Annotated in this window: 17 protein-coding genes; 14 read left to right on the top strand and 3 right to left on the bottom strand. The window is 70.1% G+C overall.

All coding sequences use genetic code 11. The features are described 5' to 3' along the window. Positions 1-2 precede the first annotated feature (2 nt). Positions 3-698, top strand: coding sequence for a demethylmenaquinone methyltransferase (locus tag ACH4N1_RS15295; protein ID WP_398097384.1), 696 nt, complete (start codon positions 3-5; stop codon positions 696-698). Positions 699-737: 39 nt separating this feature from the next. On the opposite strand, the gene ACH4N1_RS15290 is transcribed toward ACH4N1_RS15295, so the two are convergent. After that, positions 738-1,052, bottom strand: a complete 315-nt coding sequence (locus ACH4N1_RS15290; protein ID WP_398097382.1) for a PASTA domain-containing protein — start codon at positions 1,050-1,052, stop codon at positions 738-740. A 145-nt stretch (positions 1,053-1,197) separates the two neighbouring features. Further along, a complete protein-coding gene (locus ACH4N1_RS15285; RefSeq protein ID WP_398097381.1) occupies positions 1,198-1,704 on the bottom strand; it encodes a GNAT family N-acetyltransferase in 507 nt (168 codons plus the stop codon). Positions 1,705-1,801: 97 nt separating this feature from the next. Between ACH4N1_RS15285 and ACH4N1_RS15280 the strand changes: the two genes are divergently transcribed. Beyond that, positions 1,802-3,088 carry a geranylgeranyl reductase family protein gene (locus tag ACH4N1_RS15280; RefSeq protein WP_366061794.1) on the top strand — a complete coding sequence of 429 codons (1,287 nt, stop codon included), beginning with the start codon at positions 1,802-1,804 and terminating at the stop codon, positions 3,086-3,088. 107 nt (positions 3,089-3,195) lie between these two features. Here ACH4N1_RS15280 and ACH4N1_RS15275 read toward each other — a convergent pair whose 3' ends face one another. Further along, a complete protein-coding gene (locus tag ACH4N1_RS15275) occupies positions 3,196-4,014 on the bottom strand; it encodes a C40 family peptidase (protein WP_398097380.1) in 819 nt (272 codons plus the stop codon). Between the two features lie 711 nt (positions 4,015-4,725). Here ACH4N1_RS15275 and ACH4N1_RS15270 point away from each other — a divergent pair. The 12 genes from ACH4N1_RS15270 (at position 4,726) to nuoL (ending at position 17,638) form a co-directional block, all read left to right on the top strand. After that, the gene (locus ACH4N1_RS15270) at positions 4,726-5,085 is read left to right on the top strand and encodes an NADH-quinone oxidoreductase subunit A (protein WP_007383963.1); all 360 of its coding nucleotides are present in this window, start codon (positions 4,726-4,728) and stop codon (positions 5,083-5,085) included. Positions 5,086-5,099: 14 nt separating this feature from the next. Further along, entirely contained in the window at positions 5,100-5,654 is a 555-nt protein-coding gene (locus ACH4N1_RS15265) for an NADH-quinone oxidoreductase subunit B family protein (RefSeq protein ID WP_057602796.1), read from the top strand. After that, positions 5,651-6,406, top strand: coding sequence for an NADH-quinone oxidoreductase subunit C (locus ACH4N1_RS15260; RefSeq protein ID WP_398097378.1), 756 nt, complete (start codon positions 5,651-5,653; stop codon positions 6,404-6,406). Before ACH4N1_RS15265 ends, ACH4N1_RS15260 begins: the two co-directional genes overlap by 4 nt. Before the next feature lie 62 nt (positions 6,407-6,468). Beyond that, positions 6,469-7,779, top strand: a complete 1,311-nt coding sequence (locus ACH4N1_RS15255) for an NADH-quinone oxidoreductase subunit D (protein WP_398097546.1) — start codon at positions 6,469-6,471, stop codon at positions 7,777-7,779. Beyond that, a complete protein-coding gene (nuoE, locus tag ACH4N1_RS15250) occupies positions 7,776-8,648 on the top strand; it encodes an NADH-quinone oxidoreductase subunit NuoE (RefSeq protein WP_398097377.1) in 873 nt (290 codons plus the stop codon). Before ACH4N1_RS15255 ends, nuoE begins: the two co-directional genes overlap by 4 nt. Next, entirely contained in the window at positions 8,648-9,994 is a 1,347-nt protein-coding gene (gene nuoF / locus ACH4N1_RS15245) for an NADH-quinone oxidoreductase subunit NuoF (protein ID WP_398097376.1), read from the top strand. The genes nuoE and nuoF overlap by 1 nt, the downstream gene beginning before the upstream one ends. Continuing rightward, on the top strand, positions 9,991-12,498 hold the full coding sequence (locus ACH4N1_RS15240; protein ID WP_398097375.1) for an NADH-quinone oxidoreductase subunit G: 2,508 nt from the start codon (positions 9,991-9,993) through the stop codon (positions 12,496-12,498). Before nuoF ends, ACH4N1_RS15240 begins: the two co-directional genes overlap by 4 nt. Next, the gene (gene nuoH, locus ACH4N1_RS15235) at positions 12,495-13,856 is read left to right on the top strand and encodes an NADH-quinone oxidoreductase subunit NuoH (RefSeq protein WP_398097373.1); all 1,362 of its coding nucleotides are present in this window, start codon (positions 12,495-12,497) and stop codon (positions 13,854-13,856) included. The genes ACH4N1_RS15240 and nuoH overlap by 4 nt, the downstream gene beginning before the upstream one ends. Next, the gene (gene nuoI, locus ACH4N1_RS15230; RefSeq protein ID WP_398097372.1) at positions 13,849-14,499 is read left to right on the top strand and encodes an NADH-quinone oxidoreductase subunit NuoI; all 651 of its coding nucleotides are present in this window, start codon (positions 13,849-13,851) and stop codon (positions 14,497-14,499) included. Before nuoH ends, nuoI begins: the two co-directional genes overlap by 8 nt. After that, a complete protein-coding gene (locus tag ACH4N1_RS15225) occupies positions 14,496-15,338 on the top strand; it encodes an NADH-quinone oxidoreductase subunit J (protein WP_398097371.1) in 843 nt (280 codons plus the stop codon). The genes nuoI and ACH4N1_RS15225 overlap by 4 nt, the downstream gene beginning before the upstream one ends. Next, complete coding sequence (gene nuoK / locus ACH4N1_RS15220; protein ID WP_003974374.1) at positions 15,335-15,634, top strand: NADH-quinone oxidoreductase subunit NuoK; 300 nt, start codon at positions 15,335-15,337, stop codon at positions 15,632-15,634. The genes ACH4N1_RS15225 and nuoK overlap by 4 nt, the downstream gene beginning before the upstream one ends. Before the next feature lie 15 nt (positions 15,635-15,649). Beyond that, positions 15,650-17,638: an NADH-quinone oxidoreductase subunit L gene (nuoL, locus tag ACH4N1_RS15215; RefSeq protein WP_398097369.1), complete on the top strand. Its 1,989-nt coding sequence runs from the start codon at positions 15,650-15,652 to the stop codon at positions 17,636-17,638. The last annotated feature ends 4 nt before the right edge of the window (positions 17,639-17,642 follow it).

Raw genomic sequence — 17,642 nt, 5'->3', positions numbered from 1 at the left:
GGGTGACCCGTGCTTCCCTGAACAAGCAGCCCCACGAAGTCGCCTCGATGTTCGACCGCGTGGCGGAACGGTACGACCTCACCAACGACGTCCTCTCGCTCGGTCAGGACCGCAGATGGCGCAAGGAGGTCGCGCGCGCCGTCGACGCCCGCCCCGCGCAGAAGATCCTCGACCTGGCGGCGGGCACGGCCACCTCCTCACTGCCCTTCGCCAGGACCGGCGCCTACGTCGTCCCCTGCGACTTCTCCCTCGGCATGCTCCAGGTGGGCAAGCAGAAGCACCCCTGGCTGCCGCTCACCGCGGGCGACGCGACGAAGCTGCCGTTCAAGGACGACACCTTCGACGCCGTCACCATCTCCTTCGGGCTGCGCAACGTGCAGGACTTCGACGCGGCCCTGCGGGAGATGCACCGGGTGACGCGGCCCGGCGGACGGGTCGTGATCTGCGAGTTCTCGCACCCGACCTGGGCACCCTTCCGCCAGGTCTACACCGAGTACCTGATGCGCGCCCTGCCCCCGGTCGCCCGCGCGGTGTCCTCGAACCCCGACGCGTACGTCTACCTCGCCGAGTCCATCCGCGCCTGGCCCGACCAGCCCGCCCTCGCCGAGCACCTGCGCGAGGCCGGCTGGTCGAAGGTCGCCTGGCGCAACCTCACCGGCGGGGTGGTCACCCTGCACCGGGGCTTCAAGGAGGACTGACCGGCGGACCTGCCGGCCCGGCGGCCGCCGGACAGGCCCTCAGCCCGTGACCGGTGCGAAGGAATCCCGCGGCGGGGCCAGTTCGCGCCGCGTCCCGCCCCCGCCCGGCGCCGGCAGCCGCGGTTCGCGGACGCCCGCGCCGCCGCCGCCCTCCCCCTCCGCGAAGTCCAACCACACGGTGACGACCGCCCCGCGCGGCACCTCGGCACCGGGCGGCGGGTACTGCCGCACGACGTGGTCGACGACGGCCCGGTGGAAGTCGGGCCGGTCGGGCGCGGCCAGCAGCACTCCTCGTGCGGCGGCCGCTTCGCGCGCGTCCACGGCCATCAGTCCGACGAGCCTCGGGACGCGCACCTCGGGTGTTTTGGGCGGTACGAGCACAGATGTCACCCCCTGCGGTACGGGAAGAGTAGCCGCGCGAGGGGCCTTCCGGAAGCTTTCGGTGCCTTTCCGTGACGATTCGCTACTCACGGTCACATAAGGGGAGTTGAGTGCTCCGCTACAGGTCCAGCCGGTAGCAGTGCGCCTCCCGCTCCGTCCCGGGGACGGTGAACACGTCGGCGAGCCGCATGCCGAGCCGCCGGATCACGGCGACGGACCGGGCGTTGTCGGCGAGGACCATGGCGACCACCTCCGGCACCCCCGCGTCCCGCACCCGTTCCAGCGTCGTCCGCGCCGCCGCCGTGGCGTACCCCCGGCCCCAGTGCTCGCGGCCGAGCCGCCAGCCGATCTCGATCGCGCCGGTCGGGCCCCACTCCCGCTCCCAGGGCTGGGCGCCGGTGAAGCCGATGACCCGCCCCGACCCGTCGAGCATCGTCCACAGGCAGAACCCGCGCTCGGCGTCGTGCCGGCGCTGGCGGGCGGTGAGCTCCTCGTAGACCGAGAGCCCCGCGGAACGGCCGCCGTGGAACTCCATGACCTCCGGGTGGTCGAAGACCCGGTGCCACGCCACCGCGTCCTCGTCCGTGGGGACGCGCAGCCGTACTACGGGCGGAACTCGGTTCACGGGGCAGCCCTTCAGCAGGTTGATCGATTCTCCTGAATAGACTGCCCATGTCCAGTGCCGGTCGGCACGCGATTCCGAACCTTGGGGAGAACCCGCCGTGACCGAGCCCCTCTCCGAAAACACCGCCGATGTGATCGTGGTCGGCGCGGGGCCGGCCGGCTCCACGACCGCGTACCACCTCGCCAAGGCCGGCCTCGACGTGCTCCTGCTGGAGAAGACCGAGTTCCCGCGCGAGAAGGTCTGCGGCGACGGCCTCACCCCGCGCGCCGTCAAGCAGCTCGTCGCCATGGGGATCGACGTCTCCGAGGAGGCCGGCTGGCTGCGCAACAAGGGACTGCGCATCATCGGCGGCGGCGTCCGCCTCCAGCTGGACTGGCCGGATCTCGCCTCCTTCCCGGACTACGGCCTCGTCCGCAAGCGCGACGACTTCGACGAGCAGCTCGCCCGCCAGGCCCAGAAGGCGGGCGCCCGGCTCTACGAGCGCTGCAACGTCGGCGCCCCCGTCGTCGACGAGCGCACCGGCCGGATCACCGGCGTGCACGCCAAGCTCGGCGAGGAGAAGCGCGAGGTCACCTTCCGCGCCCCGCTCGTCGTCGCCGCCGACGGCAACTCCACCCGCCTCTCCCTGGCGATGGGCCTGCACCGCCGCGAGGACCGCCCCATGGGCGTCGCGGTGCGCACCTACTTCACCAGCCCCCGCCACGAGGACGACTACCTCGAGTCCTGGCTCGAACTCTGGGACCGGCGCGGACCGGGCGAGGACCGCCTGCTGCCGGGCTACGGCTGGATCTTCGGCATGGGCGACGGCACCTCCAACGTGGGCCTGGGCGTCCTCAACACCTCCGACTCCTTCAAGGAACTGGACTGGCGCGAGGTCCTGAAGGCCTGGTGCGCCTCCATGCCGGAGGACTGGGGCTACACGCCGGAGAACATGACCGGCCCCATCCGCGGGGCCGCGCTGCCGATGGCCTTCAACCGCCAGCCGCACTACACGCGCGGACTGCTGCTCGTCGGTGACGCCGGCGGCCTGGTGAACCCCTTCAACGGCGAGGGCATCGCCTACGCCATGGAGTCCGGCCAGCTCGCCGCCGACGTCATCGTCCAGGCCCACGCCCGCTCCACCCCCGCGGGACGCGAACTCGCCCTCCAGCGCTACCCCCGCGTCCTCAAGGACACCTACGGCGGCTACTACACGCTGGGCCGCGCCTTCGTGAAGCTCATCGGCAACCCGAAGGTCATGAAGATCGCGACCCAGCGCGGCCTGACGCACCCGCTGCTGATGAAGTTCACGCTCAAGATGCTCGCCAACCTCACCGACCCCACCGGCGGCGACGCGATGGACCGCATCATCAACGGCCTGAGCAAGGTGGCCCCCAAGGCCTGACCGGACGCACGGGGGCGCGTCCTCGCGCCCCCGGAAAGCCCGAAGGGCCGCAGCCCCCGAGCGGCTGCGGCCCTGCCGGTGGATCCGTGTGCCCGGACCCGTGCGTCTCAGAGCACCCGCACCGCGCCCGACGCCGGGTAACCGGAGAGGTCCTGGATCACCACACCCTTGGAGGGGTTGGCCGCGTCGAGGTACTGGCCGTCCCCGATGTAGACGCCCACGTGGTACGCGGAACCCTTCCCGCCCCAGTACAGGATGTCGCCGACCTGCAGATCGGACAGCGACACGTCCGTGCCGGCCATCGACTGGTCCTGCGAGACCCGCGGGAGGTCCACGCCGACCTGACGGAACGCGGCCTGCACCAGGCTCGAACAGTCCCAGGCGTTGGGGCCGGTGGCGCCCATGACGTACGCGTCGCCCACCTGGGCCCTGAGGAAGGAGATGACCGTCGCCACGCTGCCGCTGGCCGGAGCGGAGACGGTCGTCGAGGTGGCGAGGGTGGTCCGCTCCGAGGAACGGGACACGGCGGCCTCGGCGGCCGCCTTGCGCGCCTCCTCGGCCTTCTTCTTCGCCTCGGCCTTCTTGGCGGCGGCGAGGTCCTTCGCGGCCTCCTTCGCGGCCGCCGCGGCTGCCGCGTCGCGCTCCGCCTCGAGCTGGTAGTTCGCGGCGGCCTGCTGCGTGGCGTTCGCGGACTGCGCGATCTGTGCGGCCACGTCGCCCGTCAGCACGGGCAGTTCGAGCGTCTGTGTCACCGGCTCGGCGGCGTTGGCCGATCCGGCCGCGGTGGCCACGGCCAGCGAGCCGAGTACACCACTGGCGACTCCGGCCCGCATCGCGATCGTCGACGCGCTGCGGCGGGGTTTCCGGTGGCTGCGTATGTGAGCGGTGTGGGACATGGGTACAAGCGGTATCAGGGGCTCCTCCATACCTTCAAGAAACGTGTGCTGCGCCACATTTGTTCAACGGGGACCCCGAACACCTGCCGCAGCACCCTTTATTGACGCCGTAACGGACATTGCGGACGCAGGTGCTCAAGCCTGTGATCATGGCCTTTCGTCGTTACGTCCGGATTGCCCCGCGCCTACCACTGGTGGAGATCGTTGGCCAAGCCCGGTTCCTGATCACGCCTCACGAGTGTGGCGGAGGTCACGGAACGATTAACGGAAGGCCCGCGTCCGACGCGAGCGGTGCGACCGGTTCCGCTCGTGAACGCGTGCACGCGTCCACATCGGCCCCCTCGGCTCCCTCTGATGTGTGAACGGGTCCACTACCAAGGCGACCCGTCCAACGCCAATTTGCATGCAGCGGAACCCTCTTGATATAGAGACGACCCTCGTGACCTGCGGCGACGAGAGTAAATGTCACTTCTTGTGATCACTCTGACGCTTCGCGTACGAAGATCACCGCTGATATGACTTCATGATCCTTCGTCAGGTGGTGGAGATCACAAAGCTTGTGCAATACCCCGTGTCGCAGATCACAGATCCGCAGGCATAGGATGCGAGGCAGTTGGGCTTGTGACCTGCTTCACATGTTCGCGATCTTCGTCGGTGACGGTGGGGTTCGTGGGGCCGGTGAGGCGGATGCGAGCCCCGACATCGCCAGCAGTCAGTGCCGACTGAGAGGAGCGAGGAGCGGTGAACGCGTATGCGCCCATCCTCGTACTGGGAGCCCTCGGGGCAGGCTTTGCGATCTTCTCCGTGGTCATGGCCACGCTGATCGGGCCGAAGCGGTACAACCGCGCCAAGCTCGAGGCCTACGAGTGCGGTATCGAGCCGACCCCCACGCCGGCCGGCGGCGGGCGCTTCCCCATCAAGTACTACCTGACGGCGATGCTCTTCATCGTCTTCGACATCGAGATCGTCTTCCTCTACCCCTGGGCCGTCACCTTCGACGCCCTGGGGGTTTTCGGGCTCGTGGAGATGCTGCTCTTCGTGCTCACCGTCTTCGTCGCCTACGCCTACGTGTGGCGGCGCGGCGGCCTGGAATGGGACTGAGGGGCCTTTAAGCCATGGGACTCGAAGAAAAGCTGCCGAGCGGTTTCCTGCTGACCACCGTCGAACAGGCCGCGGGCTGGGTGCGCAAGGCGTCCGTCTTCCCCGCCACGTTCGGCCTCGCCTGCTGCGCCATCGAGATGATGACCACCGGCGCGGGCCGCTACGACCTGGCGCGCTTCGGCATGGAGGTCTTCCGCGGGTCGCCCCGCCAGGCGGACCTGATGATCGTGGCCGGCCGGGTCAGCCAGAAGATGGCGCCGGTGCTGCGGCAGGTCTACGACCAGATGCCGAACCCGAAGTGGGTGATCTCCATGGGGGTGTGCGCCTCCTCGGGCGGCATGTTCAACAACTACGCCATCGTCCAGGGCGTCGACCACATCGTTCCCGTCGACATCTACCTCCCCGGCTGCCCGCCGCGCCCCGAGATGCTGATGGACGCGATCCTCAAGCTCCACCACAAGATCCAGAACTCCAAGCTGGGCGTGAACGCCGAGGAAGCGGCCCGCGAGGCGGAGGAAGCGGCGCTCAAGGCCCTGCCCATGATCGAGATGAAGGGGCTGCTGCGGTGAGCGACGCCAACAGCACCGGCGCAGGGGGCGGGGAACCCAACCCCGAGAAGGACCTCTCCGCCTCCAACCTCCCCGGCCAGCGCGGCCAGGGCGGCGAGGAGATCCGCGTCCAGCACGGCATGTTCGGCGCCGACGACGGCGGCGACACCTCCGGTTACGGCGGCCTGGTCCGCTCGGTGCGCCTGCCCGGTGCGACCGCCCGCCCCTACGGCGGCTGGTTCGACGAGGTCGCCGACGAACTCGAGGGCGCGCTGGAGGAGCAGGGCCTCCTCCCCGAGAACGCCATCGACAAGACGGTCGTCGACCGCGCCGAACTCACCTTCCACATCGAACGCGAACACCTCGTCCGGGTCGCCCGCACCCTGCGCGACGACCCGGCCCTGCGCTTCGAACTCTGCACGGGGGTCAGCGGCGTCCACTACCCGAACGACAAGGGCCGTGAGCTGCACGCCGTCTACCACCTGCGCTCGATCACCCACAACAGGCTGATCCGCCTCGAGGTGAGCGTCCCGGACTCCGACCGGCACATCCCGTCCCTGGTCTCCGTCTATCCGACCAACGACTGGCACGAGCGCGAGACCTACGACTTCTTCGGGATCGTCTTCGACGGTCACCCGGCCCTGACGCGGATCATGATGCCGGACGACTGGCAGGGCCACCCCCAGCGCAAGGACTACCCCCTCGGCGGCATCCCCGTCGAGTACAAGGGCGCCCAGATCCCGGCTCCGGACCAGCGGAGGTCCTACTCGTGAGCACTCCCAACCCGTCGCCCGGCCACCACCCCTCGACGAGTCCCTCCGGGACCACCTCCTCGATGGCTTCGGCACGCGAGACCACCGAGGGCACCGTCTACACGGTCACCGGTGGCGACTGGGACGAGGTCGTCCGGTCCGCGGCCCGCGCCGACGACGAACGCATCGTCGTCAACATGGGGCCCCAGCACCCCTCCACCCACGGGGTGCTCCGCCTGATCCTGGAGATCGACGGCGAGACGGTCACCGAGGCCCGCTGCGGCATCGGCTACCTGCACACCGGCATCGAGAAGAACCTCGAGTTCCGTACGTGGACCCAGGGCACCACCTTCGTGACGCGCATGGACTACCTGACGTCCTTCTTCAACGAGACCGCCTACTGCCTCGCCGTCGAGAAGCTCCTCGGCATCGAGGACCAGATCACCGACCGGGCCACGATCATCCGGGTGCTCCTGATGGAGCTGAACCGGATGTCCTCCCACCTGGTGTGCATCGCCACCGGCGGCATGGAGCTCGGCGCCACCACGATCATGATCTACGGATTCCGCGATCGTGAACTCATTCTCGACATCTACGAACTCATCACCGGCCTGCGGATGAACCACGCGTACATCCGCCCCGGCGGACTCGCCCAGGACCTGCCGCCCGGCGCGGTGGACCAGATCCGCGAGTTCGTGAAGAAGATGAAGAAGAACCTCCCGGAGTACGACAAGCTCGCCACCGGGAACCCCATCTTCAAGGCCCGCATGCAGGACATCGGCTACCTCGACCTGGCCGGCTGCACGGCCCTCGGCGCCACCGGCCCGATCCTGCGCGCCACCGGCCTGCCGCACGACCTGCGCAAGAGCCAGCCCTACTGCGACTACGAGACGTACGACTTCGACGTCCCGACCGCCGACTCCTGCGACGCCTACGGCCGCTTCCTGATCCGCCTGGAGGAGATGCGCCAGTCGCTCAGGATCGTCGAGCAGTGCCTGGACCGGCTCCAGCCCGGCCCGGTCATGGTCCCCGACAAGAAGATCGCCTGGCCCGCCCAGCTCGCCCTGGGCCCGGACGGCCTCGGCAACTCCCTCGACCACATCAAGAAGATCATGGGCACCTCCATGGAGGCCCTGATCCACCACTTCAAGCTGGTCACCGAGGGCTTCCGGGTCCCGCCGGGACAGGCGTACGCGGCCGTCGAGTCCCCCAAGGGCGAACTCGGTGTGCACGCCGTGTCCGACGGCGGCACCCGCCCCTACCGGGTCCACTTCCGCGACCCGTCCTTCACCAATCTCCAGGCCATGGCGGCGATGTGCGAGGGCGGCCAGGTCGCCGACGTGATCGTCGCCGTGGCGTCCATCGACCCCGTGATGGGAGGCGTCGACCGGTGACCACCTCTTCTTCGGAGCGGGGCGTCAGCCTGGGCATGCCCGAGTTGCCCGCGCCCGCCTACCCGGACGACGTCCGGGCCCGGCTGGAGGCCGACGCGCGCGAGATCATCGCCCGCTACCCCGACTCCCGCTCCGCGCTCCTGCCGTTGCTGCACCTCGTGCAGTCGGAGGAGGGCCACGTCACGCGCACCGGGATGCGGTTCTGCGCGGACGTCCTGGGCCTGACCACCGCCGAGGTCACCGCGGTCGCGACCTTCTACACCATGTACCGGCGCCGGCCGAGCGGCGACTACCAGGTGGGCGTGTGCACCAACACCCTCTGCGCGGTGATGGGCGGGGACGCCATCTTCGAGGCGCTCCAGGACCACCTCGGCGTCGGCAACGGCGAGACCACCGACGACGGCAAGGTCACCCTGGAGCACATCGAGTGCAACGCGGCCTGCGACTACGCGCCGGTCGTGATGGTCAACTGGGAGTTCTTCGACAACCAGACCGTGCAGAGCGCGAAGCGACTGGTGGACGACCTGCGGGACGGCCGTACCGTCTCGCCCACGCGCGGGGCGCCGCTGTGCACCTTCAAGGAGACCGCCCGGATCCTGGCGGGATTCCCCGACGAGCGCGAGGGCGCCGTCGACGCGAGCGGCAGCGCGGGACCGGCGTCGCTGGTGGGCCTTCGCCTGGCGAAGGGCGAGGCCGCACCGGCGCGCGTGGTCCATCCGCGCGACGGCGGACCGCACGACGCGCCGCAGGACCGGGCCGTGCACGACCCGTCACCGACGCGACACCTCAGTTCGCACGACGCGCCGCAGGACACGTCGGCCTCCGACCCCGCCCACCCGGCAGGGCCCACCGCCGAGGAGGGGGAGTGATGACCTTGGCACCCGAACTCAAAGACACCGGCCCCGAGAAGCTGCTGGCACCCGTGCTGTCGGCCTTCTGGGACGAGGACAGGTCCTGGACGCTGGACGTGTACCGAAGGCACGAGGGGTACGAGGGGCTCCGCAAGGCGCTCGCCATGTCGCCGGACGACCTGATCGCGTACGTCAAGGAATCCGGTCTGCGCGGCCGCGGCGGCGCGGGATTCCCCACGGGAATGAAATGGCAGTTCATTCCCCAGGGGGACGGGAAACCGCACTACCTGGTGGTCAACGCCGACGAATCGGAGCCGGGAACCTGCAAGGACATCCCGCTCCTCTTCGCGAACCCGCACAGCCTCATCGAGGGCATCGTGATCGCGTGCTACGCCATCAGGTCGTCGCACGCCTTCATCTATCTGCGCGGTGAGGTCGTCCCCGTCCTGCGGCGGTTGCACGAGGCCGTGCGCGAGGCCTACGCGGCGGGCTACCTCGGCGAGAACATCCTGGGCAGCGGACTCGACCTCGAACTCACCGTGCACGCCGGCGCCGGCGCGTACATCTGCGGTGAGGAGACCGCGCTGCTGGACTCGCTCGAAGGCCGCCGCGGCCAACCCAGGCTGCGTCCCCCCTTCCCTGCCGTCGCGGGCCTCTACGCGTGCCCGACCGTGGTGAACAACGTCGAGTCGATCGCGTCGGTTCCCGCCATCCTGCAGAACGGCAAGGAATGGTTCCGGTCGATGGGCAGCGAGAAGTCCCCGGGCTTCACGCTCTACTCGCTCAGCGGCCACGTCGCCAGCCCCGGCCAGTACGAGGCACCCCTCGGCATCACCCTGCGTCAGCTCCTCGAGATGAGCGGCGGCATGCGACCGGGCCACCGCCTCAAGTTCTGGACGCCGGGCGGCTCCTCCACCCCGATGTTCACCGACGAGCACCTCGACGTCCCCCTCGACTACGAAGGAGTGGGCGCCGCGGGTTCCATGCTCGGCACGAAGGCGCTCCAGTGCTTCGACGAGACGACCTGCGTGGTGCGGGCCGTGACCCGCTGGACCGAGTTCTACGCCCACGAGTCCTGCGGCAAGTGCACACCCTGCCGGGAGGGCACCTACTGGCTGGTCCAGCTGATGCGGGACATCGAGGCCGGCAAGGGCGCCATGTCCGACCTCGACAAGCTCAACGACATCGCCGACAACATCAACGGCAAGTCCTTCTGTGCCCTCGGCGACGGTGCCGCCTCGCCGATCTTCTCCTCGCTGAAGTACTTCCGCGAGGAGTACGAGCAGCACATCACGGGCCGCGGCTGCCCCTTCGACCCGGCCAGGTCGACGGCCTGGGCCGACCGCACGGAGGTGAACGCATGACGGTGACCACCAGCGCTCCCTCCGGGGGCGGAGAGGCGGCTCCCCCGCCGGAGGACCTCGTGACGCTGACCATCGACGGCGTGGAGATCAGCGTGCCCAAGGGCACCCTGGTCATCCGGGCCGCCGAACAGCTCGGCATCGAGATCCCGCGCTTCTGCGACCACCCGCTCCTCGACCCGGCCGGCGCCTGCCGCCAGTGCATCGTCGAGGTCGAGGGCCAGCGCAAGCCGATGGCGTCCTGCACGATCACGTGCACGGACGGCATGGTGGTGAAGACCCAGCTCACCTCCCCGGTGGCCGAGAAGGCGCAGCACGGGGTGATGGAGCTGCTCCTCATCAACCACCCGCTGGACTGCCCGGTCTGCGACAAGGGCGGCGAGTGCCCGCTGCAGAACCAGGCCATGTCGCACGGCAACGCCGAGTCCCGCTTCGAGGGCCGCAAGCGGACCTACGAGAAGCCCGTCCCGATCTCCCCGCAGGTGCTGCTCGACCGCGAGCGCTGCGTGCTGTGCGCCCGCTGCACCCGGTTCTCCAACCAGGTCGCGGGCGACCCGATGATCGAACTGATCGAGCGGGGCGCGCTCCAGCAGGTCGGTACCGGCGAGGGCGACCCCTTCGAGTCGTACTTCTCCGGCAACACCATCCAGATCTGCCCGGTGGGCGCGCTCACCTCGGCGGCCTACCGGTTCCGGTCGCGGCCCTTCGACCTGATCTCCACGCCGTCCGTCTGCGAGCACTGCTCGGGCGGCTGCGCGACGCGCACGGACCACCGGCGCGGCAAGGTCATGCGACGGCTCGCCGCCGACGACCCCGAGGTCAACGAGGAGTGGATCTGCGACAAGGGGCGCTTCGGGTTCCGGTACGCCCAGCAGCGCGACCGGCTCGACACCCCGCTCGTGCGCAACGCCGAGGGCGACCTCGTACCGGCGTCCTGGCCGGAGGCGCTGCAGATCGCGGCCCAGGGGCTGCTCGCCTCGCGCGGCCGGACCGGCGTCCTGACCGGCGGCCGCCTGACCGTCGAGGACGCCTACGCGTACAGCAAGTTCGCGCGCGTGGCGCTCGACACCAACGACATCGACTTCCGCGCGCGTGTGCACAGCGGCGAGGAGGCCGACTTCCTGGCGTCCAGGGTGGCGGGCCGCGGTCGTGACCTCGACGGCAGCGGCATCACGTACACGACGCTGGAGAAGGCGCCCACCGTCCTGCTCGTCGGCTTCGAGTCCGAGGAGGAGGCACCCGGCGTCTTCCTGCGGCTGCGCAAGGCCTGGCGCAAGCACGGGCAGAAGGTGTTCTCGCTGGCCACGCACGCCACCCGCGGCCTGGAGAAGGCCGGCGGCACACTGCTGCCGGCCGCTCCGGGCACCGAGACCGAGTGGCTGGACGCGCTGACCAGCGGCGTCGGCCTGGAGGACGAGCCGGGGAGCCGGGCCGCCGAGGCGCTGCGCGCCGGCGGCGCGGTGATCGTCGTCGGCGAGCGGCTCGCCGCCGTCGCGGGCGGCCTCACCGCCGTCGTACGGGCGGCCACCGCGACCGGGGCGGACCTGGTGTGGATCCCGCGCCGGGCGGGGGAGCGGGGCGCCGTCGAGGCGGGCGCGCTCCCGTCGCTGCTGCCGGGCGGGCGCCCGGCCACCGACCCGCGCGCGCGCGAGGAGGTCGCCGCCGCCTGGGGCGTCGCCGAACTCCCGCCGCGCTACGGCCGGGACACCGGGCAGATCATCGAGGCCGCCGCGCGCGGCGAGCTGCAGGCGCTGCTCGTCGCCGGGGTGGAGGTGGCCGACCTGCCCGACCCGCCGCGCGCGCGTGAGGCGCTCGCCGAGGCCGGCTTCGTGGTGTCGCTGGAGCTGCGCCCCGGCGAGGTCACCGACCGTGCCGACGTCGTCCTGCCCGTCGCCGCGGTCGCCGAGAAGGCGGGGGCCTTCCTCAACTGGGAGGGCCGGGTGCGCTCCTTCGAGGCCGCGCTCAAGCCCGAACAGATGACGCGCCGTCCGGCACCGAGCGACGCGCGCGCACTGCAGATGCTCGCCGACGCCATGGACGTCCACCTGGGCCTGCCGGACCTGCGCACCACGCGCGCGGAGCTGAACCGGCTCGGCGCCTGGGACGGGCCGCGGGCCGCCGCGCCGCTGGACACCGCCGGCGTCCTGCCGCGGCCCGCCGCCGGTGAGGCCGTGCTCGCCGGGCACCGCCTGCTGCTCGACCAGGGCCTGCTCCAGCAGGGCGACGAGGCGCTCGCCGGCACCCGGCACGCCGCCCACGCGCGCGTGTCCGCCGCCACGGCCGCCGAAGCCGGCGTCAAGGACGGCGACACGCTCGCCGTGACCGGCACCGCGGGGACGGTGGAACTGCCCCTGCGGATCACCGAGATGCCCGACCGGGTGGTGTGGCTCCCGCTGAACTCCACGGGCGGGGGCGTCGCCTCCGACACCGGGGCCCGGCCCGGCTCCCTCGTCCGCATCGGCCCGGCGACGCTCGCCGCCGAGGCCCCCAAGGAGGTGGAGGCATGAGCCCGTACCTCGCCGCTGAAGACCTCTCGATGTTCGGCCGCGACCCCTGGTGGCTGGTCGTGATCAAGGCGGTGTTCTGCTTCGCCTTCCTGATGCTGACCGTGCTGTTCTCCATCGTCTGGGAACGCAAGGTCGTCGCCTGGATGCAGCTGCGCATCGGCCCCAACCGGCACGGCCCCTGGGGCATGCTCCAGTCGCTCGCCGACGGCATCAAGCTGATGCTCAAGGAAGACCTGATCGTCAAGCGCGCCGACAAGGTGGTGTACGTCCTCGCGCCGGTCGTCGCGGCCATCCCGGCCTTCATGGCGATCGCGGTGATCCCCTTCGGCCCGGCCGGCAACGAGATCTCGATCTTCGGACAGCGCACCACGATGCAGCTCACCGACCTGCCGATCGCGATGCTCTACATCCTCGCGGTCGCCTCGGTCGGCATCTACGGCATCGTCCTCGCGGGGTGGAGCTCCGGATCCACCTACCCGCTCCTGGGCGGCCTGCGCTCCTGCGCGCAGATGATCTCGTACGAGATCGCGATGGGCGCCGCGTTCGCCTCGGTGTTCCTCTACTCCGGGTCGATGTCGACGTCGACCATCGTCGAGCAGCAGCAGGACCGCTGGTACATCCTCCTGCTGCCGGTCTCCTTCGTCCTCTACATCGTCACGATGGTCGGCGAGACGAACCGCGCCCCGTTCGACATGCCGGAGTCCGAGGGCGACCTGGTCGGCGGCTTCAACACCGAGTACTCGTCGATCAAGTTCGCGATGTTCATGCTCGCCGAGTACGTGAACATGGTGACGGTCTCGGCCGTGGCGACCACGCTCTTCCTCGGCGGCTGGCGGGCCCCCTGGCCGGTCAGCACCTTCTGGGAGGGCGCGAACCACGGCTGGTGGCCGATGCTCTGGTTCGTCGTCAAGGTGCAGCTGCTGCTGTTCTTCTTCATCTGGCTGCGCGGCACGCTGCCCCGGGTCCGCTACGACCAGCTCATGAAGCTCGGCTGGAAGGTCCTCATCCCGGTCTCGGTGGTCTGGCTGATGCTCGTCGCGACCGTGCGGACCCTGCGCAACGAGAACTACGACTTCGCCGACATCGCCCTCTACGTCGGCGGCGGCGTCCTGGTCCTGCTGCTGCTCTCCTTCGTCGCGGACATGTTCCGCGGCGGCGGCAAGGAGGAGCCGGCCCCGGCCGAGCCCGCCGCCTTCGACCCGATGGCGGGCGGGTTCCCCGTACCGCCGCTGCCGGGACAGGAGCTGCCGCCGGTGCCCAGGCGCCGCCCGCGCCGGGAGCGGGAGCTGATTGTCAGTGGTGGGTCCGATACTCAGAGTGACGGATCTCTGGAGGGAAAGGAGGCGTCCGATGGCTGAGGAGCCCCAGGAGGCCGGGCGGTCGAAGCCCGGTTTCCAGAACCCGGTAGCCGGTTTCGGCGTGACCTTCAAGGCCATGTTCAAGAAGCGGCTCACCGAGCAGTACCCCGAGCAGGAGAAGACCACCGCTCCCCGGTTCCACGGACGGCACCAGCTCAACCGCCATCCGGACGGTCTGGAGAAGTGCGTCGGCTGCGAACTGTGCGCCTGGGCCTGCCCCGCCGACGCCATCTACGTCGAGGGCGCCGACAACACCGAGGAGGAGCGCTACTCCCCGGGTGAGCGGTACGGGCGCGTCTACCAGATCAACTACGCCCGCTGCATCCTGTGCGGCCTGTGCATCGAGGCGTGCCCCACCCGCGCGCTGACGATGACCAACGAGTTCGAACTGGCCGACAGCAGCCGCGCCAACCTGATCTACACCAAGGAGCAGCTGCTGGCCGGCCTGGACGAGGGCATGGTCGACAGCCCGCACGCCATCTACCCCGGCATGGACGAACAGGACTACTACCGGGGCCTGGTGACGGAGGCCGCGCCCGGCACCGAGCGGCAGGTCGCGCTCTCCAAGGGCGAGGTCCCGCAGGAGGCCGCCGCCACGTCCGGCGAGAACGAGCCCGCCTCCGGGGAGGTGATCGGCCGATGAGCGCTCAGCTCGCCGCCTACTCCACCTCCACCGGCGAGGCGGTCCAGTTCTGGGTGCTGGGCACCGTCGCGGTGATCGGCGCCCTGTGCACCGTCTTCATGAGGAGGGCCGTGCACAGCGCGCTCTGCCTCGCCGGAACCATGATCGTCCTGGCGGTGTTCTACCTCGCCAACGGCGCCTACTTCCTGGGCGTCGTGCAGATCGTCGTCTACACCGGCGCGATCATGATGCTGTTCCTGTTCGTGGTGATGCTCGTCGGCGTCACCGCCGCGGACTCCCTGAAGGAGACCATCAAGGGCCAGCGCTGGCTGGCCCTGGTCTGCGGCCTCGGCTTCGGCGTCCTGCTGGTCGCCGGCATCGGCAACGCCTCCCTGACGGAGTTCGGCGGCCTCACGGAGGCCAACGCGGGCGGCAACGTGGAGGGCCTCGCGGCCCTCATCTTCACCAAGTACGTCTTCGCCTTCGAGATCACCGGCGCCCTGCTCATCACGGCCGCCGTCGGCGCCATGGTGCTCACCCACCGCGAGCGCACCGAGCGGGCGAAGACCCAGCGCGAGCTGTCCGAACAGCGCGTCCGCGAGGGCGTCCACCTGCCGCCGCTGCCCGCGCCCGGTGTGTACGCGCGGCACAACGCCGTGGACATCGCCGGCCTGCTGCCCGACGGCACCCCCTCCGACCTCACCGTCAGCAAGACGCTGCGGGAGCGCGGCCAGGTCCGGGACGTGTCCGCCGAGGCGCTCAACGACCTCAAGGCGATCGAGCGGCGCGCCGCGGAGCGCCTGGAACGCACCCCGATCGAGCCGCCGACCTTCAAGCGGGCCGAGGAGGCGTCGAAGTGAACCCCGTCAACTACCTCTATCTCGCCGCCCTGTTGTTCACGATCGGCGCGACGGGCGTCCTGATCAGGCGCAACGCGATCGTCGTGTTCATGTGCATCGAGCTGATGCTCAACGCCTGCAACCTCGCGTTCGTCGCCTTCTCCCGCATGCACGGCAACCTCGACGGCCAGATCATCGCGTTCTTCACGATGGTCGTCGCCGCGGCGGAGGTCGTGGTGGGACTCGCGATCATCGTGTCGCTGTTCCGTTCCCGCCACTCGGCCTCGGTCGACGACGCCAGCCTGATGAAGCTGTAAGGGGTCGGAAGAATCGTGGAGAACCTGATTGCGCTGCTGATCGCGGCGCCCCTGCTCGGAGCGGCCGTCCTCCTGGTCGGCGGCCGGCGGCTCGACGCCGTCGGCCACTGGCTCGGCACACTGCTGGCGGCCGTCTCCTTCCTGATCGGCCTCGTCCTCTTCGCCGACCTGCTCGGCAGGGACGCCGAGGACCGGACGCTCACGCAACACCTGTTCAGCTGGATCCCGGTCGAGGGCTTCCAGGCGGACGCCGCCTTCCGCGTCGACCAGCTGTCGATGACGTTCGTCCTGCTGATCACGGGCGTCGGCTCGCTGATCCACCTGTACTCGATCGGGTACATGGAGCACGACGAGCGCCGCCGCCGCTTCTTCGGCTACCTGAACCTGTTCCTGGCGGCGATGCTCCTGCTGGTCCTCGCCGACAACTACCTGCTGCTGTACGTCGGCTGGGAGGGCGTCGGCCTCGCCTCCTACCTGCTGATCGGCTTCTGGCAGCACAAGCCCAGCGCCGCCACCGCGGCGAAGAAGGCCTTCCTGGTCAACCGCGTCGGTGACGTGGGCCTGTCGATCGCCATCATGCTGATGTTCACCACCTTCGGCACCTTCGCCTTCGGCCCCCTGCTCGGCACGCCCGAGGAGCCCGGACTCGCCGGCGGGGCGAGCGAGGGCACGCTCACCGCGATCGCCCTGATGCTGCTGCTCGCGGCCTGCGGCAAGTCCGCCCAGGTGCCGTTGCAGTCCTGGCTCGGGGACGCCATGGAGGGCCCGACGCCCGTCTCGGCCCTCATCCACGCGGCCACGATGGTGACCGCCGGCGTCTACCTGATCGTCCGCTCCGCGGCGATCTTCAACCTGGCGCCCGACGCCCAGCTCGTCGTGACCGTCGTCGGCGCCGTCACGCTCCTGTTCGGTGCGATCGTCGGTTGCGCGAAGGACGACATCAAGAAGGCCCTGGCCGGCTCGACCATGTCGCAGATCGGCTACATGGTGCTGGCGGCCGGCCTCGGCCCCATCGGATACGTCTTCGCGATCATGCACCTCGTGACGCACGGCTTCTTCAAGGCTGGCCTGTTCCTCGGCGCCGGTTCGGTCATGCACGGCATGAACGACGAGGTCGACATGCGCAAGTACGGCGGCCTGCGCAGGTACATGCCGGTCACCTTCATCACGTTCGGCCTCGGCTACCTCGCCATCATCGGCTTCCCGGGTCTGTCCGGCTTCTTCTCCAAGGACAAGATCATCGAGGCCGCCTTCGCCAAGGGCGGCACCGAGGGCTGGATCCTCGGCGGCTGCGCGCTGCTGGGCGCGGCCATCACGGCGTACTACATGACGCGCGTGATGCTGCTGACGTTCTTCGGCGAGGAGCGCTGGAAGAACCGGCCCACCCGCTCACCCGAGGCGCCCAGTGCCGAGCCCGCCGCCGCACACGGCGGCGGGGCCGCGTCCGGTCACGCCGCCGCGACGGAGGAGCCGCACCCGCACGAGTCCCCGAAGTCCATGACGATCCCCATGATCGTGCTGGCCTTCGGCTCGGTCTTCGCCGGCGCCTTCTTCAGCATCGGCGACCGCTTCCTGCACTGGCTGGAGCCCGTCACGGGCCACAGCCACGGCGACTCCCCGGTCAGCGCCCTGACGGTCACCCTCGCCACCATGGTGGTGCTCGTGATCGGCGTGGCGATCGCCTACGCCCAGTACGGCCGCCGCCCCGTCCCGGTCCTCGCCCCGCGCGGGTCGCTGCTCACCCGGGCCGCCCGCCGCGACCTCTACCAGGACGACTTCAACCACGTCGTCCTGGTCCGCGGCGGCGAGCACCTCACCCGGTCCCTGGTCTACGTCGACCACACCCTGGTCGACGGCGTCGTCAACGGCACGGCGGCCTCGGTCGGCGGCCTCTCCGGGCGCATGCGCAAGCTCCAGAACGGCTTCGCGCGGTCGTACGCGGTCTCGATGTTCGGCGGTGCGGCGGTCCTCGTCGCCGCGACCCTGCTGATGAGGGCGGTCTGATACC

Origin of the sequence: Streptomyces sp. NPDC017202 (assembly GCF_044331705.1) — a bacterium.
Taxonomy (GTDB): domain Bacteria; phylum Actinomycetota; class Actinomycetes; order Streptomycetales; family Streptomycetaceae; genus Streptomyces.
This window is presented reverse-complemented; position numbering and strand designations above follow the sequence as displayed.